Source organism: Streptomyces sp. NPDC025806, assembly GCF_055558275.1.
On the sequence record NZ_JBVHMU010000015.1, the window covers coordinates 78,899 to 101,575 of the forward strand.

The 22,677-nt window shown below is 69.7% G+C and carries 25 protein-coding genes; 19 read left to right on the top strand and 6 right to left on the bottom strand.

The features are described 5' to 3' along the window. The first annotated feature begins 14 nt into the window (after window positions 1-14). From fxlM to ACZ4E1_RS29395, 15 genes are all read left to right on the top strand, one after another. On the top strand, window positions 15-1,283 hold the full coding sequence (fxlM, locus tag ACZ4E1_RS29325) for a methyltransferase, FxLD system (protein ID WP_467544991.1): 1,269 nt from the start codon (window positions 15-17) through the stop codon (window positions 1,281-1,283). 119 nt (window positions 1,284-1,402) lie between these two features. Continuing rightward, window positions 1,403-2,491, top strand: coding sequence for an NUDIX hydrolase (locus tag ACZ4E1_RS29330; protein WP_467544994.1), 1,089 nt, complete (start codon window positions 1,403-1,405; stop codon window positions 2,489-2,491). Window positions 2,492-2,546: 55 nt separating this feature from the next. Next, window positions 2,547-4,034 carry an NUDIX domain-containing protein gene (locus ACZ4E1_RS29335; RefSeq protein ID WP_467544996.1) on the top strand — a complete coding sequence of 496 codons (1,488 nt, stop codon included), beginning with the start codon at window positions 2,547-2,549 and terminating at the stop codon, window positions 4,032-4,034. Beyond that, window positions 4,031-5,299, top strand: a complete 1,269-nt coding sequence (locus ACZ4E1_RS29340; RefSeq protein WP_467544998.1) for a M15 family metallopeptidase — start codon at window positions 4,031-4,033, stop codon at window positions 5,297-5,299. The genes ACZ4E1_RS29335 and ACZ4E1_RS29340 overlap by 4 nt, the downstream gene beginning before the upstream one ends. 126 nt (window positions 5,300-5,425) lie before the next feature. Further along, window positions 5,426-6,325, top strand: a complete 900-nt coding sequence (locus ACZ4E1_RS29345) for an NUDIX domain-containing protein (RefSeq protein ID WP_467545000.1) — start codon at window positions 5,426-5,428, stop codon at window positions 6,323-6,325. Window positions 6,326-6,356: 31 nt separating this feature from the next. Then, window positions 6,357-7,532: a bifunctional class I SAM-dependent methyltransferase/NUDIX hydrolase gene (locus tag ACZ4E1_RS29350; protein WP_467545004.1), complete on the top strand. Its 1,176-nt coding sequence runs from the start codon at window positions 6,357-6,359 to the stop codon at window positions 7,530-7,532. Window positions 7,533-7,745: 213 nt separating this feature from the next. Next, window positions 7,746-8,753 (top strand): hypothetical protein, encoded by a 1,008-nt coding sequence (locus ACZ4E1_RS29355; RefSeq protein WP_467545007.1) that lies wholly within the window; start codon window positions 7,746-7,748, stop codon window positions 8,751-8,753. Beyond that, on the top strand, window positions 8,740-9,792 hold the full coding sequence (locus ACZ4E1_RS29360) for an enolase C-terminal domain-like protein (protein ID WP_467545010.1): 1,053 nt from the start codon (window positions 8,740-8,742) through the stop codon (window positions 9,790-9,792). The genes ACZ4E1_RS29355 and ACZ4E1_RS29360 overlap by 14 nt, the downstream gene beginning before the upstream one ends. After that, entirely contained in the window at window positions 9,792-10,241 is a 450-nt protein-coding gene (locus tag ACZ4E1_RS29365) for a hypothetical protein (protein ID WP_467545013.1), read from the top strand. Before ACZ4E1_RS29360 ends, ACZ4E1_RS29365 begins: the two co-directional genes overlap by 1 nt. Before the next feature lie 20 nt (window positions 10,242-10,261). Further along, complete coding sequence (locus tag ACZ4E1_RS29370) at window positions 10,262-10,936, top strand: HAD family hydrolase (protein ID WP_467545016.1); 675 nt, start codon at window positions 10,262-10,264, stop codon at window positions 10,934-10,936. Then, window positions 10,933-11,712 carry a class I SAM-dependent methyltransferase gene (locus ACZ4E1_RS29375; RefSeq protein ID WP_467545019.1) on the top strand — a complete coding sequence of 260 codons (780 nt, stop codon included), beginning with the start codon at window positions 10,933-10,935 and terminating at the stop codon, window positions 11,710-11,712. The genes ACZ4E1_RS29370 and ACZ4E1_RS29375 overlap by 4 nt, the downstream gene beginning before the upstream one ends. A 76-nt stretch (window positions 11,713-11,788) precedes the next feature. Next, window positions 11,789-12,559: a phytanoyl-CoA dioxygenase family protein gene (locus tag ACZ4E1_RS29380; RefSeq protein ID WP_467545022.1), complete on the top strand. Its 771-nt coding sequence runs from the start codon at window positions 11,789-11,791 to the stop codon at window positions 12,557-12,559. 16 nt (window positions 12,560-12,575) lie between these two features. After that, complete coding sequence (locus ACZ4E1_RS29385) at window positions 12,576-13,229, top strand: L-threonylcarbamoyladenylate synthase (protein WP_467545025.1); 654 nt, start codon at window positions 12,576-12,578, stop codon at window positions 13,227-13,229. After that, complete coding sequence (locus ACZ4E1_RS29390; protein ID WP_467545028.1) at window positions 13,219-15,339, top strand: phosphoketolase family protein; 2,121 nt, start codon at window positions 13,219-13,221, stop codon at window positions 15,337-15,339. Before ACZ4E1_RS29385 ends, ACZ4E1_RS29390 begins: the two co-directional genes overlap by 11 nt. Beyond that, entirely contained in the window at window positions 15,336-16,184 is an 849-nt protein-coding gene (locus ACZ4E1_RS29395) for a phytanoyl-CoA dioxygenase family protein (protein ID WP_467545031.1), read from the top strand. The genes ACZ4E1_RS29390 and ACZ4E1_RS29395 overlap by 4 nt, the downstream gene beginning before the upstream one ends. A 98-nt stretch (window positions 16,185-16,282) precedes the next feature. On the opposite strand, the gene ACZ4E1_RS29400 is transcribed toward ACZ4E1_RS29395, so the two are convergent. Further along, on the bottom strand, window positions 16,283-16,969 hold the full coding sequence (locus tag ACZ4E1_RS29400) for a cation efflux transmembrane domain-containing protein (protein WP_467545034.1): 687 nt from the start codon (window positions 16,967-16,969) through the stop codon (window positions 16,283-16,285). Then, a complete protein-coding gene (locus ACZ4E1_RS29405) occupies window positions 16,969-17,304 on the bottom strand; it encodes an ArsR/SmtB family transcription factor (RefSeq protein ID WP_467545037.1) in 336 nt (111 codons plus the stop codon). The genes ACZ4E1_RS29400 and ACZ4E1_RS29405 overlap by 1 nt, the downstream gene beginning before the upstream one ends. 477 nt (window positions 17,305-17,781) lie before the next feature. On the opposite strand from ACZ4E1_RS29405, the gene ACZ4E1_RS29410 reads away from it, so the two are divergent. Further along, complete coding sequence (locus tag ACZ4E1_RS29410) at window positions 17,782-18,024, top strand: hypothetical protein (protein ID WP_467545041.1); 243 nt, start codon at window positions 17,782-17,784, stop codon at window positions 18,022-18,024. Window positions 18,025-18,075: 51 nt separating this feature from the next. Further along, window positions 18,076-18,447, top strand: a complete 372-nt coding sequence (locus ACZ4E1_RS29415) for a hypothetical protein (protein WP_467545044.1) — start codon at window positions 18,076-18,078, stop codon at window positions 18,445-18,447. Window positions 18,448-18,488: 41 nt separating this feature from the next. Here ACZ4E1_RS29415 and ACZ4E1_RS29420 read toward each other — a convergent pair whose 3' ends face one another. From ACZ4E1_RS29420 to ACZ4E1_RS29435, 4 genes are all read right to left on the bottom strand, one after another. Continuing rightward, window positions 18,489-18,944 carry a methyltransferase domain-containing protein gene (locus tag ACZ4E1_RS29420; RefSeq protein WP_467545048.1) on the bottom strand — a complete coding sequence of 152 codons (456 nt, stop codon included), beginning with the start codon at window positions 18,942-18,944 and terminating at the stop codon, window positions 18,489-18,491. A 154-nt stretch (window positions 18,945-19,098) separates the two neighbouring features. Then, window positions 19,099-19,902 carry a WbqC family protein gene (locus ACZ4E1_RS29425; RefSeq protein ID WP_467545051.1) on the bottom strand — a complete coding sequence of 268 codons (804 nt, stop codon included), beginning with the start codon at window positions 19,900-19,902 and terminating at the stop codon, window positions 19,099-19,101. Continuing rightward, entirely contained in the window at window positions 19,844-20,512 is a 669-nt protein-coding gene (locus ACZ4E1_RS29430; RefSeq protein WP_467545054.1) for a YdcF family protein, read from the bottom strand. The genes ACZ4E1_RS29425 and ACZ4E1_RS29430 overlap by 59 nt, the downstream gene beginning before the upstream one ends. A gap of 14 nt (window positions 20,513-20,526) precedes the next feature. Then, window positions 20,527-21,630: a helix-turn-helix domain-containing protein gene (locus ACZ4E1_RS29435; RefSeq protein WP_467545056.1), complete on the bottom strand. Its 1,104-nt coding sequence runs from the start codon at window positions 21,628-21,630 to the stop codon at window positions 20,527-20,529. A 154-nt stretch (window positions 21,631-21,784) separates the two neighbouring features. Between ACZ4E1_RS29435 and ACZ4E1_RS29440 the strand changes: the two genes are divergently transcribed. After that, complete coding sequence (locus ACZ4E1_RS29440; RefSeq protein WP_467545060.1) at window positions 21,785-22,213, top strand: hypothetical protein; 429 nt, start codon at window positions 21,785-21,787, stop codon at window positions 22,211-22,213. Window positions 22,214-22,221: 8 nt separating this feature from the next. Then, entirely contained in the window at window positions 22,222-22,623 is a 402-nt protein-coding gene (locus tag ACZ4E1_RS29445) for an ATP-binding protein (protein WP_467545063.1), read from the top strand. Window positions 22,624-22,677 lie beyond the last annotated feature (54 nt).

Genomic DNA, 22,677 nt, shown 5'->3' on the forward strand with positions numbered 1-22,677 from the left:
CACCGGCTACCGAAGTGAACGACGCAAGCGAGCTTCGTCGGCAGCTTGTCGAGCAGCTCCGCGCCGACAGCCATATCCGCTCCGCCCCTGTCGAGCGCGCCTTCCGCACCGTGCCCCGGCATACGTTTGCCCCCGAGGTCCCCCTCACCGCTGCGTACGCCAACGACATCGTCGCCACCCGTCATGCACCCGACGGCCATGTAATCAGCTCTATCTCGGCGCCGTGGCTGCAGGCCGACATGCTCGAAGCCGCCCGCATTCAGCCCGGCCAGCACGTGCTGGAGATCGGCTCCGGCGGCTACAACGCCGCCCTCCTCGCGGAACTTGTCGGCCCGACCGGGCAGGTCACCACCCTCGACATCGACCCTGCCGTCACCCGAAGGGCAACCCGCTTCCTCACCGCGACCGGATACAACGGCGTCCGCGTCATCACAGCGGACGCCGAGCACCTGCCCGCCCGGCTGATCCCGGACCGCGGATTCGACGCCATCGTGGTCACCGTCGACACCTGGGACCTGCCCTGGATCGACGCCCTGGCCGAAGGCGGCCGTCTCATCGCGCCACTGCGGCTGCACGGCTACTCCTGGGCCATCGGCTTCGCCAAGACCAAGGGCGCCCTGCATAGCAACGAGCCGCTCATCGTCTGCGGCTTCGTCCCCATGCAGGGCGACGGCGCCTGGAACACCAACCGCCGCACCGTCCCCGGCACCGGCGTCCACCTTTCCTGGGAAGACGGCATCCCGCTGCCTATCGCCCCACTCACCCCCGCCCTCACCCGCGAGCCGACGGTCACCCGCACCGGCGTCACTGTCGGCGGTGAGGAGCCCTTCGACGCCCTCACGCTCTACCTCGCCGGCGCCCTGCCCGGCTTCTGCCGCCTGGACGTCGACCCCGACGGCAACAACGGAGTCCTGAATCCGCCGCCCAAGCACTGGCCCGGAGCCGCCATCGTCCGCGGAGCCTCCCTCGCCCGGCTGGCCACCGAGCGCATCGGCGACGCAGATGGCACGGGCCTGTACGAGTTCGTCGTCCACGGTTACGGCGACCAAGGACACAGTGCCGCTCAGGAGATGGCCGAGCAGGTCCAGCGCTGGCAGCTCGATCACCGCGGGGCCCACTGCCCCCTCATCACCGCCCGCCTGGCTCCTGGCCCCTCCCCGGTGAGCGCGGACCACGAACCGCACGTGTTCGCCAAAAGGCACACCCGCATCTCCGTGGACTGGCCGATCGTGCCCGGCAGCGCTGCCCGCCCTACAAGCCCTGGGAGCTGCGGCGCCGGATGAACGGCGGTGCCTCCTGACCACCGCTCGCTCCTGCGCACTCGCTCGTCCACTGTCGCGAAAGGCAGAGATACGTGCCCTCTCCCGCCTCACCCTCGGATCACGCCACAACGGATGCCGCTGTGCCGGCGGCGCAGTACGCCGCGTCCCGGCATGCGGCGTGGCTCGGCGCGGCCGCGATCATCACCGACGAGATCGGCCGGGTCCTGCTGGTGCACCCCACCTACCGCAAGGACGGCTCGTGGGTGCTGCCCGGAGGCGTCGTCGAAACCGGTGAACACCCCCACGTCGCCTGCCGACGCGAGGTCACCGAGGAACTGGGCCTGAACCTGCCGCTGTCGGCAGTGCTCGCCGTCCACTCCTTCTCCCCGCACCACCCCGATCTTCAGAGGGGCACGCCCTGCCCCGGAGAGATCCGGTTCGTCTTCGACGGGGGAACCCTCACCCCCGACCAGGCGGAAGAGATCCGCCTGCCACGCGAGGAGCTGTCCGATCACGTCTTCCTGGAAACCCGGGACGCGGTGCGGCGGCTGCGCCCCGTGGACGGGCAGATCATGCTCGCCGCCTACCGTGCCCGGCTCGGGAACACCGCCACCGCCCACCTCGCCGACGGCCGGCACATCCTCGGCGTTCCGGCGCTGGACCGCCATGACGTCCACGTCCGATACCGGCCTCTGTGGGACAGTCCTCTTCACCACAGCGCCGTGCCCGAGCGGCTGCCCGTGCGGCAAGCCTGGGCGTGGTGCTTCGTCCCCGACGGCCGGGTCGTCGTTGTGGCGGACCCGGGCCCGCGGGGCGCGCTGCCGATGCTGCCGGGCGGCACCGTGGAAGTGACCGACGCAACCCCCGAGGACACGCTGCACCGTGAAGCGGCCGAGGAGGCCCAGCTCACCCTCACCGATCCTGTACGACTGGGCTGGGTGCTCGACGAGACCGGCGAGGTCTACGGCGGCGTAGGGCCCAACGCGCGCCTCCGCCTGGCCGCCCGGGTCACCGCCATCGGGCCAGCGGCCGTCGACCCCGCCACCGGTCGCCCGTTCGCTCGCCTGCTCGCCACCCCCGCCCAGGCCGCGGCCCTGTTGGGCTGGGGCCCGCCCGGCGCGCGGCAGGCCCGGCTTGCGGCGGAGACGGCACACGAGCGGTGGGGGCTGCCGATCGCGCACACCGCCGCCGTCGAGGAGATCCCGACGGAGGGGATGCGGCTGAGCTGACCCGACCACCGCCCCGCCCGCCTCTCCTCGCGCCCCTTCCCTCTGAGGTAGCCCCATGCCCTTGTCGCACGATCACATCCGCACCACCGTCGATTCCTACCTCGCGCGCCACCCTCACGAGCGCGAGCAGCTCGGCGCCTTCCTGGACGCCCTCGACAGGACCGGCGACGAGATCGCCAGTCGCAGCACCTTCACCGGACACGTCACCTGCGGCGCAATCGTCGTCGACGACCTCGGCCGCGTCCTGCACGTGCTGCACCTGGCGAGCGGGAAGCACCTCGTCCCCGGCGGCCACGCCGAGCCCGCCGACGAGTCCTTGGCCGCCACGGCGCTGCGGGAGCTGCACGAGGAGACCGGGATCCCGGCCCACGCCGTCACGCCGTGGTCCGGCTACGAGACTGTGCCGTTCGACATCGACATCCACGACATCGACGCCCGCCCGGGCAAAGGCGAACCCGGCCACCAGCACTTCGACCTCCGCTTCCTCTTCCGCCTGCACACCACGGCCGACGTGCCCGTCGTGCTGCAAGAGGAGGAGGTCGGCGGTATCGAGTGGCGTCCCGTGGACCGAGTGACCCAACCGCCCCTGCGCGAGAAGCTGCTCAAGCTTCCACTCCAGTCCGGCCAGGAGACGGCCAACGCCTCCGCCCTGATCTACAACGACCGCGGCGAGTACCTGCTCCACCTGCGCGACTACTTCCCTGGCCGGATCTGGGAGCCGGGCATGTGGTCCCTGCTGGGTGGCGGCCGAGAGCCCCAGGACGCCACCTTGGAACACGCTGTGCGGCGCGAACTGGCCGAGGAAGCCGGTCTCGCCATCGACGAACTGACGCCGTTCGGCACCGAGTACGCCTCCGACGAAGCCGGAGCGACCGTACCCATCGCCATCTACGCCGGCCGCTGGAACGGCGATCCCCGCGAACTCCGGCTGACCGAAGGAGTGATGCTGGCCTGGTTCGCGCCCGAGGACCTCCACCGCCTGCGGATCGCGGACACCACCAGCGACGTCGTACGGCGCCACGCCGCCAGCGTCCCGCCCAGCACCGAGCCGCAGAGCGGGTTCTCCTCGCCCGAGGAACGTCGCCCGGCTTCACCGAACGGCACGGTCCTCAACGTCATCGGCGTCCACCTCTACCTGGAGCGCCCCGACGGAACGGTGTTGCTGGGGCTACGCCACCCCGGCTCCGCGTTCGCCCCGTCGACGTGGCACGTGCTGGCCGGCCATTGTGAGCAGGAGAACGCCATCGACTGTCTGATCAGGGAGACACGAGAAGAAGCCGGCCTGCGCATCGAGCGCCAGGACGTCGAACTCGTCCACGTCGTCCACCACATCGACTGCGTCGGGGACCGACCCCGCATGGGCCTGTTCTTCCGCGCTCGCGCCTGGAGCGGCGAGCCGGAGCTTCGCGAGCCCGACAAGTGCACCGAGTGGAAGTTCTGGGACCCCGCCGCCCTTCCCGACGACCTCGTCCCCTACACACGGGTGGCCATCGAGAAGATCCAGAACGGGGAGCTGTACAGCGAGACGGGCTGGCCCGCATGACCGGCACCCCGAGCAGTCCAACGTGGCGTGCGTCCGCTGCAACTGCTGTCGGGCGGCCGGACACCCGCCTCGTCGTCATCCGCGGCAACTCGGCGACCGGCAAGTCCAGCGTGGCCCAGGCCCTACGGGATCACCACGGCCGCGGCATCGCGATCGTGGGCCAGGACGTGATCCGCCGGAACGTACTCAGGGAACACGACACCGCGCGCGGCGCCAACATCTCCCTGCTGGGCAGGATCGCCCGCGACGCACTCGACGCCGGCTTCCACGTCGTGCTCGAAGGCATCCTGTACGCGGACCGGTACGGCCACATGATCACGTCTCTGGTTCGGGACCACCGCGGGGTTTCCAGCTGCTACTACCTGGACCTGCCCCTGGAGGCAACGCTGGTCCGGCACGCGTCGAAGGCGGGCGCCGAGTACCTCGCGCAAGTCACCGACGACCACCTCACCTCCTGGTACCGCGAGCTGGATCTGCTCCCCGGCGGTCTGGAGACCGTGATCCCGGCCGACAGCAACCTGCAGGACACCGTCGCGCGGATCGTGCGCGAAACCGATCTGGCCTCTGGGACCTCCGTCGCGCCAGCGCAGGGCAAGCAGTCGCAGGGAGACTCGATGCCCCCTCTGGTGTTGATGTCCGATCCGCAGGTCGCCGCGATCCCGGTGCGCGAGTGCGGGGAACCGCTCGTCGACATCCGGGACCACGGCTTCCGGGTCGACGCCCGCAAGCAGGATCCGCTGGCCGCTTTCGCCCACGTGCGCGAAGGCGTCCTGGCCCGGCTGAAGCACGCCCGCTCGCTCCTGCCCGCCGGCACCGACCTGCTGTTCATCGAGGGCTACCGGCCGCCTGCCCTCCAACAGCGCTACTTCGCCGAGTACCGGGACGAACTGGCCGCCGGCCATCCCGACTGGACAGCTGAGCAACTGCACCAGGCCGCCAGCCGATACGTGTCGCCGCCGGAGATCGCACCCCACTCCGCCGGCGCGGCCGTGGATGTGACCCTCGTCGACCAGGACGGCCACGAACTCGACCTCGGCACCCGCGTCAACGCCTCCCCGGAGGAGAGTGAGGGGGCCTGCTTCACTCATGCCCCGAACCTCAGCGATCACGCGCGCCACCACCGCACGCTGCTGCTCAACGCCATGGAGACCGCGGGCTTTACGAACTACGGGACCGAGTTCTGGCACTTCTCGGTAGCGGACCGGTACGACGCGCTGATGAGGCAGGCACCGCACGCGCGCTACGGACCGATCGAACGGCATTAGCTCGTTGGCGGATTCGCCCACGTCCTCGCCGCCCGCGCCGATCCGAAGCACAGGAACGCGGCCACCACTCCAAGGCCGGTCGCGACGCATAACCGCGACGGACGAAAGCATCGAACGGAGGCACATATGCCTGACGACACCCTGGCGCTCCAAGCCGTCCCGAGCCCGTCGGCCGGAGACGTACCGCCCGAGCACCACATGCACCTGCTCGGGCGGTCTTACCGGCAAGTGGAAGCAGGCCGCAAAACCATCGAAGTGCGGGTGGCCAGCACGAACAAGCGCAACATCTGCGTCGGCGACACGGTCGTCTTCCACGACCGGGACACCGGACGGGAACTCGACGTCACCGTGCAGCGGATCACCCCGTACGCCTCCTTCGACGACCTGCTCCGCTCGGAGGACGCGCGTCGCATCGACCCGGACGGGCCGCCCGGCACCCTGCTCACCAGCCTCCGCGACATCTACCCGCCGGCCAAAGAAGCCCTTGGCGTTCTCGCTCTCTCCTTCGATCACCAGCCGGCGCGGCCGGGCCGCCCCATGCCGATGACGGCTGAGAAGTACGCGCAGACTGTCCCCCACCACACGGTGTACGGCTGCTTCTACATCCGCGACGAGCTGGACCGGCCGGTCCAGCTCCGCTCGGTCTACGGCTCGAGACTCTGGCAGTTCCCGGGCGGCAACCTCGACTCCCCAGGCGAGGACCCGCTGCAGACCGCCCGGCGTGAGGCGGTCGAGGAGACCGGCCTCGAACTCGGTCTGGACACGCCGCCGCTGCTCCTGACGCACTTCGTGCACGCCGGGCCGCGCCTGCCACTGAACAAGGTGGGGTTCGTCTTCGACGGAGGGCAGCTGACCGCCGACCAACTCCGCCGGATCCGGCTCGACCCTGCCGAGCACGACATGTGGGCCGTCCACAACCTCGGGACCTGGCAGGAGCTGATGGCGCCACGCGCCTTCGCCCGCCTCGACGCCATCGAGCAAGCCCGGCGCGGCGAGGGCCCCGCCTACCTGATCACGCACACCTGACCCCTGAACACCCGCTCACCGGGAGGCGACCGTGCCCACCGAGGACACCAACACCCGCGCCTGGCAGATCTACGGCCAGCGCCAACTCGATCGCGCCTACACCCCACCCGTTCCCGAGCGGCTCGGCTGGACGCCCTGGAAAGGGATCGGACCGGGAGCAGAAGTCCTCGGCGACGTCACCGGACGCCGCGTCCTGGACATCGGCTCCGGGGCCGGCCACCACGCCGTCCACCTCGCCCAAGCACACGGAGCACGCGTCACCGGCATCGAGCTGTCCCCGACCCAGCACGAACGCGCCACCAGCACCCACGCGGACGTGGACGGCGTGGAGTTCGTCCAGGCAGACGCGGCCGACTACCTGGCCGAAGCCGAGCCGTTCGACGCCGCGTACGCGATCGGGACGCTCGCCTTCATCGACCCGCACCGTTCTCTGCCTGCACTGCGCGATGGGCTGCGTCCCGGCGCCCCGCTGATCCTCTCGCTCCTGCACACCGACCTGGACGGCCGCGGGCCGTCCACCGAGGTTGCGCCACGCGAGCAGATGATCCTGCTGCGCGACGACCCGCCCCTGCCGACGCAGATGTGGGTCCTGGCACCGCATTTGTGGGAGGACCTTCTCACCGAGTACGGCTTCCGCGTCGAGGCCATCAATCTGTTCCCGCACCCCGACGAGAACGCCACGGTCATCCAGCAGCTCATCCGAGCCCGGCGCCTTCCCGACCGGCCTGGGCGCGTCTCCAGCAGGCCCCGCAGCACCCGAGCCCCGGTCGCCCACGCAGCCGTCGGCGTCGGCGCGATCCTGCTCAGCGAGCAGGGTCTCCTGCTGGGCCGACACCGTCGCGGCACCCTCGAACTGCCCGGCGGAAGCGTGGAAGCCATCGGGGAGTCCTTCGAGGACGCGGTCGTCCGAGAGCTCTCCGAGGAGACCGGTCTGGTCGCTCGGACCGGTGACGTGGAACTGCTGGGCACGCTCGTCGATCACGTCGAAGGTGTCTTGCGGGTCACCGTCGGCGCGCTCGTCCATGCCTGGCAAGGTCAGCCGACCACGCAGCCGGACGAGAGCGTCGGCGACTGGGAGTGGTACCCGCTCGATCAGCTCCCCGACGGCCTGTTCGTATGCAGCGCTCAGATCCTCACGTGCTGGCGGCCGGACCTTCCCGTCGACCACCCACCGGCGCACTTCACTGCCTTCGCCCCAGCCAAGTAGGGCGCGCTGACACGACAGCCGCCCTAAGCCCTCCCGTGACACGACGAAGGTGCCGCATACCCGGTAGCGGCACCCCCGCTCAACACAAAGCTGGAGTTCTTCATGCCGCATCTCTCCATGCGCCGGTCCATAACCTCAGACAGCGCGGTCGGCACCGACCGACTGCATGATCTGGAGCAGGTTGCCCTACGCCACGGAGTCCCAGTCGAGGACGTGCTGCTGATCGCCGTCAACCTGTACGGGATCACTTCCGACCACGACCGTCACCGGGCCCGGGTCAACCTCCGCCTCGTGCGCCGCCCCGACGCTAACTGGCAGATCATCGTCCCGCTGAACCAGCCGGCCAGCCCGTTCCGGCTCCGTGGAGACGAGTTGTCGCTGAACGGCTCGGTGGTCGCACACGTCGAGCGCATTGACGCCGACGAGGCGGTCGGGGGCTACTTCCGCAACGGCGGAAGGGCCGCGACTCTGAACCCCAACGCCCGCAGTCGGTGTGTCGGATGCGGCTGGTGCCCTAACACCCTGGAGGCCGCCGCCGATCCAAGGATGCAGGAGGACCAGGGACTTGATGCCCTTCTACGGGCCCTCGGCGAACAGCACCCCCGCCGCAACCTGGCCGAGTTGGAGGAGGTCACCGTCTCCACCGGCTGCTTCGAGCGCGAGGGCGCCGCCGTCGCGCACCTGACCGCCCTGCGGCCCGCCCTGGAGCGGGCCGGTGTCACGGCTCGGATCGGCTTCCTCACCTCCGTGCTTCGCAGCGACGAAGCGTTCGAGACCATCGCGTCACAGGTGTCACCGTTCGTGCTCAGGCTGACGGTCGAGCACTTCACACGGCGAGAGGCCCTGATGAAGGCGACCAAGGCCGACCTTCGGCCGCAACAGATGCCGGACCTACTGGCCCGGGCGCGTAGGGCAGGGCTGGACACCTCGTACACGTACATCGTCGGCCTGGACCCGATGGAAGACCTCGCGCGCGGGGTGGACGAGCTGGCCGCCGAGGTCACCGCGTTCCCGAACATCCAGGTCTTCCAGGCCCACACCGTCATCATGCAAGGGATGCGGACTCCGGGCGCGGAGAACCTGGAGTACTACCTGCAGGCACGCACGGTGATCGAGCGGGCCATGGCGCCAACGGGGCTGCGGCCGGTGGGCTGGGAGTGCTACCGGCCGCTGTGGTACTTCACTTTCGCGGGAGAGGACCTCATCGATGGCCCCCGCTAACGCAGTCATCAACCGAGTGCGGGTCGAGCGCCTCGACGAGAGCGTTGCCGGTCCGTGGAAGGCCGGCGACAGTCGGTGCGCGGTGGTGGTCGAAGCCAGCGGGGTGCAGGGGGTGTTCGCCCCGGTCGACGAGATGCCGGCTGCGCTCGTCGCAACCCGGCTCGGCCAGATCGCGCTGGGTCACCCAGTGACAGACCACACGGGCCTTCTGCGCACGCTCCTGGCCGAACTCGGTCCGCACGCGGCGGGGCTCGGACGCTGGGCGGTCGGGGCGCTGGACTGCGCGGTGTGGGACCTGCACGGCCGCCTCGCCGACCTCCCGGTCGCGGCCCTGCTCAGCGACCGGCCCGTACCAAGGGTGCCGCTCTACGCTTCCTGGCTCTCCCTGGACCTGGCCGCCGACTCGGCGGCCGAGTCCGTCAAAGCGACCGCTGGCGAAGGATTCGCCTTCACCAAGTGGGCACTGCGCGGCGGCGCCGAGGCCGCCGAGATGGCGTCGCTGGCCGAACGTGCGGCGAAGTGGGCGGGGCACAGCGTGGCGGTGGACGCCCTGGGCACGTGGGGCCACCTACGGACCACGGAGACCGCGCCGCTCCTTGCCCCGGAGATGGTGCGCTGGGTGGAGGACCCGCTCCCGCGAACCGACCGTGCCGCGTACCGACATCTGCACCGACAGGCGGAAGGTCTGCGAGTCGCGTTCGGTGAGCGGCTGTCTCATGCCGAGGACGCCAACGCCCTGCTGGAGGAGTGCTGGCCCGAGGCGTTTACGTTCGACGCGGTGTGGTGCGGCGGGATCACCGAAGCGCGTGCCTGGCTCGGCGCCGCCCATGAAGCGGGTGTGCCCGTCCACCTGCACGGCCGGGCGTTCTTGCCCGCCGTGCATCTGGCCGCCGCTTTCCCCTACGCGGCGGGCGCGGTGGAGTACCAGGTGGTGTGGGAACCACGCCGTCAGCGGATGCTGCGCGGCAGGCTCCAGCCGGACGGCGGGCATGTCGCCCTGCCGGACAGGCCCGGCCTCGGGATGGAGGTGCGCCGGTAATGCCGAGGCACACAGGCGAGTTGGCGGTCCATGGACGACTGGAGCGCCGCGAGGGCACCGTCCTGTTCGTTGTGCACGAGCCGCTGAGCGGACACGACACCTTCCTGTCCACGACCCTTCGCCTCGACCAACCAGCGCACCTGCCCGAACTTCCGGTCCAGATCCTCACGTTCGACGACGTCACCGTCCTCGCACCCCGCATATCCGTCCTGTCCCAGTCGCAGGCCGGCGAGGAGTGGAGCGGCACTCTGCTGATTCCACACGGCGCCCGCCCGCCGACGATTCCCGCCGACCTTGCCCGAGCAACTGCAGAGGCTGGTGTCGACACCAGCAGCTGGTCACCGGCCGAAGCCCGGCACCTGCTGACCTTCCTCAGCGAAGCCGGCTCCGGTCCCGTGCGCACCGAGCGGATCGACATGATCATCGCGGCTCTGGCGGGGCCGTCGTGAACGCGGCTGCGGTGCGGCTGGTGAGCCTCGATGTCGGATACACCCTGGGCGAGCCATCCGGGACGACACTGACGCAGAGGCTGGTGGACCTGTCCCCGCTCCCAGCCCGGCAGGCGAAGCAGATCGCCCAGCAGCTCCTGCACGTCCTGGACCCGCGCTGCAATGCGACGGCACCGCAGGCGGTGTGTGCCGCTCTAGTAATCGCGCCGTCCGCCTTCCCTCATGACCACCGGCCGTCCGGCTTCGGCCTGTGGCCCGGCGCTGTGGAGGCAGTGGCACGGATCGCCCGGATCGTTCCAGTGGTCACCCTGTCGAATGTGGCCCACTGGGACGAACAGGAGACCGACGTCGCCGCTCTCCTCGCACCTCACCTGCGAGCCCACCATCCGTCGTGGCGGCTCGGGTTCGCCAAGCCGGACCCTCGCGCCGTGCAGACTGTCGCTCGATTGCACGGCCGCGATCCCGCAGAGGTACTACACGTCGGCGACAGCCTCGACTACGACGTGCGTGGCGCCCTAGCCGCCGGCGCCCATGCCCTGTGGATCACCTCGCGTCCGCTGTCGGCCGAGGCCCATCGCCTGATGGCCGAGCACCGCGGACGCATCACGGTCGTACCAGACCTTGCCCACGCGGTCCGATACATCGAGCAGACCCTCAACCCGTCATCCTCTTCAACCAGGAGCACCACATCGTGAGCCAGTTCGACAGCACCGCCCCGTACTACGCCGCCTACCGGCCCGGCATCCCGAAGGTCGCCGTCGACCTGCTCGCGCAGAAGGTGGCGAGCAAGGAGCAGCGGATCCTGCTCGACCTCGGATCCGGCACCGGGCAGGTGCCCCTGGCCCTGGCCGGGCAGGTGACGGAGATCGACGTCGTCGAGCAGGACGCGGGCATGCTCGGCGAGGCCGAGAAGGTGCTCGCCGGGCTACCGATCCCCGTCCGCCTGCACAACGCTGCAGCCGAGGAATTCACCCCGCCCGCCTCCTACCGCGCCGATCTCGTCACGGTCTGCCGCGCCTTCCACTGGATGGACCAGAACGTGGTTCTGTCGCGTCTGGAGGGTATGACCGCGCCGGACGCGACCATCGCGATCATGGGCGACGGCAGCCTGTGGACCGCGCGCACCGCGTGGACCGACGCCTTGCGGGCTCTGATCCAGGAGTACCTGGGCCAGGAGCGACGAGCCGGAATGGGCCAGAAGTACGCGGCGCACAACCGACCGTACCGCGAGGTCCTCGCCGAGTCCGCGTTCAGTCAGATCGAGGAGCACACCATTGCCGTCGAGCGGGAGTGGACCACCGACACGGTGATCGGCTACCTGTACTCGACGAGCTTCGCTGCTAGGCCGCTGTTCGGCGAGCGAGTCGACGACTTCGAACACCGCGCACGCGCTCTGCTCGACAACTACGCCACGTCCTGCGGACTGACCGAGCCCGCTTCCTTCCAGATCGTCCTCGGCCGCCGCGGCTGATCTGCCCTGTCCCTTCGCCGATGGGACGAACCCTTTTACGCCCCGTCGGCGCCCGCCCCTCTGGGAGGAGAAGCACATGCCCCGATCTTTAACGTGGAGCGACGACGAGCGGCGCCGCTTCGTCGATGACGGCGTCCTCATACGGCGGGGCCTGGTTGACGGCGTCGTGCTGTCCAAGGCCCGCGACCTCGTCAGCGGCTGGCTGGCTGAGGAGTACGACCCGGCGCAGCTCACTGCCTATACGGAACGCACCTTTGCCCCCGAGCTGGAGGTACACCGAAACCTCCTCGCCCTCTACTGGCGAAGCGGACTTCACGAGCTCGCAGAAGACCTACTGTGTCCTGCCACGCCCGCCCCGGTCACTCGCGCCCAGATCCAGATCAGGCTTCCGAACGGCGAGCCACAGCCGGTGAAGGCGATGCACGTCGACGGCGTTTCCTGCCCCCACCTCAACCGGCGCGACCTGAGGACGTTCACCTTCATCGTCGGTGTCGTTCTGGACGGCGGCGCCACCGCAGACGGTGGTGCCCTGCACTATGTGCCGGGCGGGCACCACCGGATGGCCGCCTACTTCGCCTCCGACTGGGTGCTGGGACAGGCGCCCCAGACCCCTGACGATATCGATACCCAGGACGGCACAGCTTTCACGGCCGAGCCCGGCGACGTGATCGTCATGCACCACCTCGTCCCCCACCGGGTCGGCATCAACACCAGCAGCACGCCCAGGGTGATGGCGTACTTCCGCATCAGACACGCCCAGCACTTCGACCTCGCGCGCCGCGCTCTGTCGGATCCGTGGCTGGAATTCCCGACGCTCGCTGGCCTGGCCGGCCCCGAAGCAGAGTGAGGAAAGGCAGCGCACCGTGGACGTCCTCACCCCCAACCAACTCCCTGACGCAGCACGGCTCCTGGCTCTGGGGAAAATGGTCGCCGTCCCCACCGCCCGCTGGTACATGCTGTGTGCCCGTGCCGCCGACCCCGCTGCCACGAACGCGGTCTTCCGCGCCAAGCAGCGCCCGCCCGCCAAACCGCTGATGCTGGTGCTCGACTCCCTCGCCACGGTCCAGGCCCTGTTCGACCTGAGCGGCGACGCCCGCCGACTGGCCGACGGCTTGTGGCCGGGGGACCTCGCGCTGCGCCTTCCGTGGAAGACAGGCGCCGAGACCGTTGCGGCGGTCGGCTCCCCGGCGCTCGTCGGATGCCCCGACGGGATCCTGGGCCGACTCGTCGCCCTGGCCGGCCAACCGCTGGCCGCCGCTGTGTGCAGCGTCTCCACCCCAGCGGCCGGCGAGAAGGACCACCCGGCGCTCAGCGCCGCCCAAGTCGCAGGCTTCGAGCGGACCACGGGAGCTGGAATCGCCGGGGTCATCGACGGCGGGATCTGCCCGCAAGGCCGGCACATGACCATTGTCGACTGCCCCGCGGGCGCCGCAGCCCGCTTGGAACGGGAGGGCACCGTCCACACCCGCGCTGTCGAAGCCGCTATCACCCCGGAAGGAGGACCGCATGTGGGCTGACCTCGCCCGCCGAACGAACCGCGTGGTGCCCGACGCATCGGTGGCGGCCGTCTCCGACACGCTCGACTACCTCTGCCTCGCCCAGCTCTACCTGCGCGACAACCCGCTCCTGACCCGCCCCCTGACCCCGGCCGACGTCAAGCCCCGACCGGCCGGCCACTGGGGGGTGTGCCCGCCCGTCAACCGGATGCTCGCCGCCCTGGGCCCGCTCCAGACAGCCGTCCCCGACGGCTACGAACTGCACGTCCTGCACGGCGCCGGGCACGCCGGGCCCTCCGCCCTCGCCCACGCCTACCTCACCGGTCGACTCAGCCGCACCTACCCTGACCTGTCCCAGGGTGAGGCCGGGCTGCGAGACCTCGTAGCGGGCTTTCCCCGGGCCGACATCGGCGGGGAGATCACTCCAATGATCCCTGGGCACTTGCACACCGGAGGCCAGCTCGGGCCCGCCCTCGCGATCGGGCAGGGCACTGTCCTCGACGCACCCCACCGGCTGACCGTGGTCCTGATCGGCGACGGGGAGTGCGAGACCGGGACGACCGCCGCCTCCTGGCTCGCCACCCGCGCACTACACGGAACAGGCGACCACGGCACCGTCCTGCCTGTCGTCCTCCTCAACGGGCTGCGCATGGGCGGGCCGAGCCTGCTGTCCACCCTGAGCCGCACCGAACTCACTGCCTACTTCAACGGCCTCGGCCACCGGCCGGTCTACAGCGATGGGCTCGACTTCGGTCAGCTCCGCCAGGCGATGACCGAAGCGATCGACGCCGCCCGCCCCCTGGGCATCCCGGGGCCCTCCAGCGTCCTGGTGCTCACCCTGGACAAAGGCCACGGCGCCCCCGCCCGCCTCGTCGGCACCCCGGCGGTCCACAAGACGCCGCTGCGCGATCCGGCCGGTGTGCCCGCCGAGTTCGACGCTCTCGTCGACTGGCTGTCCTCCTACCAGCCGGACCAGCTCCTGACCTCCAGCGGCCGTCCCCGACCGCACCTGCTGCCCGCGCTCCCGCCTCCCCAGCCCGAGCCCGACGCTCTCCGTGCGCCGCGCGGCTGCGTCGCCGCCTCCGCCCAGGCCGCTGGCCACTCAGCCGGAAGACCGTTCGCCGAGGTGGTCCCCGAGGTACTGCGGGCATGCGCCGAACAGGGACCGTTCCGCGTGTTCAGCCCCGACGAACTGGCCTCCAACCGCCTCGATCTGACTGACGCTCAGGGCCGCCTTCTGCCGTGGGCGGTCGAGGTCCTCAGCGAGGAGGTGTGCCACGCCTGGGCCCAGGGCTACACAGAGACCGGCCGCCGCGCTCTCGTCGCCACCTACGAGGCGTTCGCGCCGATCGCCCTCAGCCTGATCCAGCAGCAGCTCAAGCACCGGGCAGTGCGCCGCCGCGCCCGTCTCGCGCCGCAGCCGAGCCTGGTCTACCTCCTGACCAGCCTGGGCTGGCACAACACCCTCACCCACCAAAACCCCAGCCTCACCTCCGCCCTGCTGGCCGGCGGCGACCCTACGCTCCACGTCCTCACCCCCGCCGACCCCGCGCGCACCGCCGCCGCCCTCACCTTCGCCCTACGCAAGCTCGACCGATGCACGCTCGTCGTCGCCGACAAGCACACGAGCACCCACCACCCGCTGGAGACCCTCGACGAGGAACTACGGCACGGCATCGCGATCTGGCCGCACCTCACCCACGATCCCGGCCCCGACGAGCCTGACCTGATCCTCGCCTCCGCCGGCGACCTGCCCGCCCAGGCCCTCACCACCTTGGCTCAGCGGCTCCGTGCCGAGCGCCCTGACCTTCGCCTGCGGTACGTCCACGTCCACGACCTCACCGTCCTGGCCGAGGTCGACACCCGGCCCCTCGCCCTCACCCGGGATGCGTTCGCGCGCCACTTCGGCACCCGGGCGCCGATCGTCCTGGCCTCCAGCGGGCACCCCGCCGACATCCACGCCCTGCTCGGCCGCCGCCACCCCGGCCGACGGCTCACCGTCCTCGGCTACCGCGACCCGGGCCGCCCCGTCTCCCAAGGCCACCTTCGCCGGTTCTGCAGCCTCGACGACGACAGCCTGTGGCACCTCGCCTCCATCCTCACCGACGTCCTGAGGGAGTCACCGGCATGAGCACACCTCCGCCCGACACACCCGATGCCGGGATCATCGACACCTTCGACCGCGACGGCTACGCGATCATCCGCAACGCCCTCACCCCCGCCCTGCGCGACCAGCTCCTGGCCGCCGCCGAGAAACTCCTCGCGAGCGACATCATCCAAGGCCGCGACCGAGGAGGCGACGGCAAGGACGGCTTCCGCGGATGCCTCAACCTCGATCGCGCCTTCCTCCCGCTCCTCGCCAACCCCGCCGTCCTACCAACCGTCGTCCAGCTCCTCAGCCCGAACATCCACCTGCTGTCCGCCCACCTCATCGCCCTGCCCAGCGGCCCTCCCCGCACCATCCGCATCCCCGGGCGTCACGGCTGGCACCGCGACATGTTCGGCGTCACCGCCGACCTCGGCTTCCCAAACACCCCCCGGATGGCAATCAAGGCAGCCCACTACCTCACCCCCGTTACCCCCGACTGCGGGCTGACCATGTTCCTCCCCCGCAGCCACCACCTCACCGAAGAAGCCGTCGTCCCCGCCGGTGCCATCGACCCGCCCGGCGCCGTCACTCCCGACATCGCCGGCACCGACGCAGTCCTCTTCGAGAACCGGACCTGGCACACCGGAGGCATCAACTTCTCCGGCCGCCCCCGCATCGCCCTCATGCTCCAATACGGATACCGCTGGCTCCACCCCGTCGACGACCCCGCCACCGACCTCCGGAATGACCCCACGCTCACCCCGATCGAACAACAGCTCCTGGGCCTCCCCGACCGCCACCCTGACGGATCCCTCGCCAAGGGCCGCGGAGCCGCACCCATTCGCTCGTGGTGGCAGCCCGGCCCGCCCATTGCGCACTGCCGGTAAAGACACCTGTGTCCTGTGACAGCGAACCTTGAGCGCGTGCCAACGAACCTTGAGTGATCCTGCGGTCAGTTGCAGCAGTCGCAGCCGGGGCGGCACCCTCAGGCGTCCGCCCCGGCGCTGGCAGACGGCGTCGCCGCAGCTTCGGGTGCGCAGCAGCCCTTGCCCTGCCAGGCGTCGCGGCCCTCCTTCACCGCGATGGCGGCGATCGCGAGGGCGGCGATCGGGTCGGCCCAGGACCAGCCGAGCGTGGCGTTAAGGACCAGGCCGACCAGGAGGACGGCGGAGAGGTAGGTGCACAGCAGCGTCTGTTTGGAGTCGGCGACCGCGCTGGCGGAGCCGAGTTCGCGCCCGGCCTGGCGCTGGGCGGCGGACAGGAACGGCATCACGGCTAGGGAGAGGGCGGCGATGACGATGCCCGGGATGGACCGGTCCGCCTCGCCGGTGCCGGCCAGCGCGCGGACCGCGTCGACGGTGACGTAGGCGGCGAGGGCGAAGAAGGAGACGGCGATGATCCGCAGGGCTGTCTTCTCTCGGGCCTCGCGCACGGCGTGCTCGCGGGCGGAGAACTGCCAGGCGACCGCCGCGGCAGAGGAGACCTCGATAACCGAGTCGAGGCCGAAGCCGATCAGGGCCGTGGAGGAGGCGATCGTCCCGGCGGTGAGGGCGACGCTCGCCTCGATGACGTTGTAGGCGATGGTCGCGGCGACCAGCAGCCGTATCCGGCGGGCGAGTGCCTCGCGGCGGGCCGGACCGGGGCCGAGGGATATGGAGATGTCCACGGTCATCAGCAGCAACCCTTCTCGTCGACGTCCACGCAGGTGCGGTCGGTCTCGACAGCGACCACGGCGGTGCGCAGGTCGTCCAGCGCGTGGCCAAGGCGTTCGTCGGCGAGTTCGTAGCGGGTGCGCCGGCCGTCGGGGACGGTGACGACCAGGCCGCAGTCGCGTAGGCACGCCAGGTGGTTCGACAGCCGGGTCCGCGAGACGCCGAGAGCGTCGGCGAGGTCGGCCGGATAGGCCGGGGCGTCGCGCAAGGCGAGCAGGGTGCGGCAGCGGATCGGGTCGGCGAGCGCGCGGCCGAAGCGAGCCAGCACCTCGATGTCGGAGGCAACAGTCAGCACAGAACGAAAGTACAGGGGATCCTGAATCCAGGAAACCTTGAACTCATGTTGGCGGCGTACACGATCGGACGTCGAGCACCCCGCACCCCTCCCTGACCTGCGCACTCAAAAAGTTCGATGGCACACGACCAAGGTTCGATGGCACGGGACAACACTGCTGTCCTGTGACAGCGAAGTCTGAGCGCGTGCCATCGAACCTTGATCGACATATCCCCAGGTCACGGGGATGCGGGTCCCGCGCGGGCTTCGGGCCTAGCACGCGACTCGGAACTCCGGCGGATCCGACCTCGGCGCGTGGTCCACTCCGCCGAGCCTCTGACCAGGCGTGATCAAACTTCGATGACACGAACTCGCGTCCGTCAAAGTTCGATGGCACGCGATCAAGGTTCGGTGGCACAGGACATACTGCTCACTGACAGGACGTTAGCCGTTGCTCTCACCTTGCCCCGAAATTCGAACACCTGATCTACTAGACGTATGCGCAGCCGTACGATTCCCGACGATCTCGTAGACGCCCAGGTGGAGTGGATGCGCGCGTACCAGGCGCTCGCCCGCAAGGGCGGGCCGTACGCCGCGCTCCGGCGCCGACTGGTCGTGCTGGCCGCCCGCATGGACGCTCATCCGTACTGGGAGGGCCGCACACCCCCTGCCGGGGGCCGTGTGGCGGTGCGGGAGCTGGCCCGGCAGCGGCTGGACTCCTCGGGCGGTGTCCGATCATGAGCTCAGTCCGGCGCCATGGCGGGTGCGGGGGCCGGGATCGGCGGTGAGCACATGACGGAGCAGGGTCCGGAAGAGCGGCTGGCCAAGCACAGGGCCGTCCATGCATGGCTGATCTACCAGCTCCAGCAGGAGGAGAAGGAGATCGCCAAACTGGCGAAGACGATCGCGGAGCTCGCCCGCATGCAGGAGGTCGCCTACCGCGAGTCGCGGTTCACGATCGAGCCGGCCGGCACCGATGACGGGCTGGACATCCTGCACCGTGGTGGTTGCCGCCGGCAGCCACGCCCGCTGGACTACTACAAGCCGGAGGAACTGGCCTGGGTGGTCGGGGAGCGGCGCCTGGATGCATGCGAACTGTGCAACCCGCTGCCCGGCCTGCGCGGGCACCAACTACCTCGAGTGGAGTCCGACACGGGCGCGTAGGCGCTGATCCGCCCGCGTGACCATCACGCCGGGACCGCCGTTCACGAGGCATGCAGTCCTCGATCCCGCGCCTGCGCAATCATCGTCAGGGAGGTGTCGACCGCCACGACCTCGGCCCCACAGCGCGAACGCAGGGCCACGGCGGCGTCCCCAGTACCTGCTCCGACCTCAAGGAGCAGCCCGCCGGGCTCGGCACGTAGGAACTCCCGCAACCGCTGCTTGTAAGCGGCATAGAACGGCTCCGCACTCAATCGGTCCAGGACCTGAACCCACTGCCGGGGCTGCGTATCCACCGACGTGAAACCGTGAGCACGTGAGCAACACCGTGATCGTTCATGGGAGCACGCTAGACGTGCCAACCAAGTCGGTGAACCTTTCCAGTCGGAGCGCTGGGTGATTTCTTCGCTCGGTTCGAACCGCCCGCTGAAGGCGAAGACGTGGTGACGTACGACGGCGACATCGACACCATTCGTTCCATGGCTCAGTAGGGCACACACTTCGGGAACCCAGAACCTTGCCCTTGCGCCTCACTGCGCTCCAGCATGCGTAGCGGCCGACTCAGGCATTCGCTGGCAAGCCCGCCGTCCGTACGAACGGACTGCTGATTACATGAGTCCGTACGCGATGGGAGAGGTTCAGTCGCGCGTCTCCTTATGCGTCGAGCTGCATCAGCGGCATGGGCATGGTGCCGGCGGGGAGGGCCTGGAGGCGGCGAGCCAGGGCTTGGGGGCCGAGTGCGGCCAGGGCCCACAAGGCACTGAGGCGGCGACCGGAGGACCAGATGCCGGTGGTCGGCGGCCGGAACGGAGTGACGGCGATGTTCTGGGCGGTGAACGGTTCAGGGTCGAGATAGGCCATGCCGCCGGTCCCGCACAGATAGGTGCGGGCGCCGGTCGCGACGGCCAGGTCGGCGAGCCGGACTGACCGGCCCGGCCGTGCGGGCAGTTGGCTGCTGGTGAGGATCTGGCCCCGCCAGTCGAGCAGATCTAGCAGGACGCGGGTGGACATCTCAGCGACGGCCGCGGTTCGTCCGATGGAGAAGGCGTCGAGCACGGGGTCCAGGGCCCTCGCGAGGGCGGGCCAGTAGGGGCTAGTGCCATAGTGCTGCCGCAGCATCCCGACGGTCCGGCGGCGAGCGAGGGCGGGGTCGTCGATCACGGCGTCCCGGATGAGGGTGGACCGTCCGCCGGGGAGGTGGGTAGGGATGGTGAGCCACTGCCGACGGGCCGGGTCGTCAAGGTCGGCGAGCCGGGCTCGATGCTGGTAGTCGCGGCGGGCGAACTGCACGTCGTCGAGGACGATCCAGTAGTCCGCCGCGAAGATTTTGGCCAGCGTCGTCAGCCGTGGCAGGAAGTTCGGCTGGTGAACGGCACAAAGTCCGCCCGGCTCGGGCAGGTCAAGAGGCGATGAGCCGGCTGGTGAACCCGGCGCGGATGAGCGATTCGTACGCGGCATGCACGTCCTCCGGGACCTGTTGCTCGATGGCGAACTCGAGCTTCGGATACTCGATGACCCGCTGGAGATCGCCGACGAGCATGTCCAGGACGAGCGTCTCGTCGCCGATGGACTTCAAGTAGTCGTCGAACTCCAGCGGCTCCGACGCACAGAGGATCTCGACGTCGGGCCAGAGCTTGCGGGCGGTCGCGTACGACCGCCTTTCCATGTAGGGCTTGGAAACCAGCAGCACCGTCTTGGGGTGGATGCCTGCGGCGGCGAGGACCTCGCGTGAGAGCGTGATGTTCTGCCCGGTGTTCGTCGCGTTCGGCTCCAGCAGGATCGCCTCAGCGGGGACGCCAAGGTCGATGGCGTGCTCGCGGAAGTGGACGGCCTCCCCGCGCGGGAAGCGGGCCTTGGTGGTGGGGCTATTGCCGCCGGTGAATACCAGGGTCGGGAAGAGCCCGGAGCTGTACAGCTCGGCGGCATGGGTCGCGACGCCAAGGTCGTGGCTGCCCAGTCCGATCGCCACGTTGACGGGCCGCAACTCGTGCTGCATTTGGTGGTAGTCCCAGATCAGCTGGGCCTGGTGCCACTGGTCCTCGGTGATGGCCTGCTGGTCGTTGCTCACGCGTTTCTCCCTGGTTACCGTTGCCGGGGGCCGATCGGCCCCTCACTCATGCGCTTGATGCCCTCGATACTGCGCAGCTGGTGCACAAGTCCGTACTGCGCGGCCACTTTGGCGGCCTGGTCGAGGACGAGGTGTCCATCATCCCGGGTCGCCCTGTCGGAGAGCAGGATGTGGCCATGAGCGGTGTCCAGTCGCACGCGTTGCATCGGCGATTCGGTCGACCCGCTGCTGCGGGCGATGTCGATGAACTGCAGGGCCTGGGTAAGGTCGCCGGCGCCACGGCGGGCGAGGGCGAGCTTTTGGTGGGCCACTGACCAGTCGTCCGGCTCGGTCAGATCTTCGAAGTCGCGGGTGGCAACCTGCATGACCCTGGTCGCATAGTCGTGCTGGCCGCGCTTGCTCAGCGCGGTTCCCACCCACAGCCGTGCTCTTGCCCGGTCGCGGCGGGAGAGCCGGTCGTCGACAGCAAGGGTCTCGTAGTTGCGGGCGGCGACCTCCAGCTTGCCGGACATCTCGGTGACGACCGCGAGGGAGAGGTCGAGCTGGGCTACGCGACGGGGAATGTCGAGCTGGGTGAACACAGCTCGGGCGCCGGCATAGGAGTGCTGGGCGGACAGCGGGCCGAGGACCACGCCCTGGTCGCGCTTGAGGTCGCCGAGCAGGGCGGTCGAGCGGGCGAAGAGATACAGGCCCTTATCGTCCAGCTCGGAGGGCTCGAACCGGCTGAGCCACCGATTCAAAAGGCTGTCGGCGAAGGCAAAATTCTGCCGAGACAAGGCAACAACAACGCGGTCGAGGTCGTCGACCCAGGACTCGTACTCCCAGGCTCTGGGGCCGGAGGCGGTGACGCGGCGCTGACCGGCGTTCTGCGCCGGGCTGGCCATCTCGGACAGGAGCGTTTCAAAGCGCAGGTGGACGGCGGCGCCCGCGCGGCCCAACGCAGTATCAAGGATGGCCTGAGTATCGGGTCTGGGCGCGGTGTCGGTGAGTTTGGACTCCCACTTCGAGACGGTCGCGACCGCCAGGCCGAGATGCTGGGCGAAGGCCCTCACGCTTAGTCGCAGAGCGAGACGCAGAGCCTTGGCCTCCAGGCCAGTCCAATGGTGCACGGTCGCCACGCCTCACTCCCTTCCACACGCCATCGAAGCACGATGAGTGCAGCCGACGGGACGGAAGTGGAACGGAAGTAGAACGGCCGGCGATTGGCTGCGACTTGGCCGAACGCCACGCTCAAGACGTCACCCCTGTCGAGCCTTTTGGACGGTCCTGAGCATGGAACCCCTCACGGAGCATCTCCCGGTCAGCGGCCCAGCCGTATACGGCTTTCTGCGGCTGGTGCGAGTCTCCCGAGCACGGCAGGGCGCGCTCGTCACCTCGCTCGCCGAGTACTGCCGCAGCCACGAACTGCAGCTGTCCGGGGTTTTCACCGACCGTGACACATCCACGGGACCGGCAACAGCAGCGTTCACCGGGCTGCTGGACGTGCTCGCGCTGCCGAACATCTACGGCGTGATCGCCCCGGCCATGTCGCACCTGGGGCCGAAGGCCATAGCCGCTGAACGCAAGCGGCGGATTGAGTCGGCCGGCTCGCGGCTGCTGCTGGTCCGCCAACCCCACATCGCCCACCGCTCCGTCTCCCGCAGCGGCCCCGTCCGCAGCCGCCACCCCAGTACCACCCGCACCCTGGACACCGAGTCATGAGGACCGTGATGCCCCAGACCACCCAGCGATCCTTCGAGGCCCGGCCCGAGGCGGTCGGCCAGGCCCGATCCTTCGCCTCCGAGACCCTGACCGAGTGGGGCCTGCTCGGCCGCGCCGACGACATCCGGCTCTGTGTCTCCGAACTCGTCACCAACGCGCTGGTCCACGGCACTACCTCCGACCGCGGCTTCCTGGTCAAGCTCGACGTCGACGACGACGTCGTACGCCTCGAAGTACACGACAGCCGCCGCCAGCACCCCCAGGCCCGCCAGGCCGCCGCCACCGACACCTCTGGACGCGGACTCGCCCTGGTGAACGCACTCGCGGACGGCTGGGGAGTCCAAGACCGCAAACCGATCGGGAAAATCGTCTGGTCCTGCTTCAAGGCCGCGGGAGAAACAGCCCAATGACCGGGGCTACGGCCTGTCCTTCCGCACCCACGTCTTCCTGTGGAACGACGATCC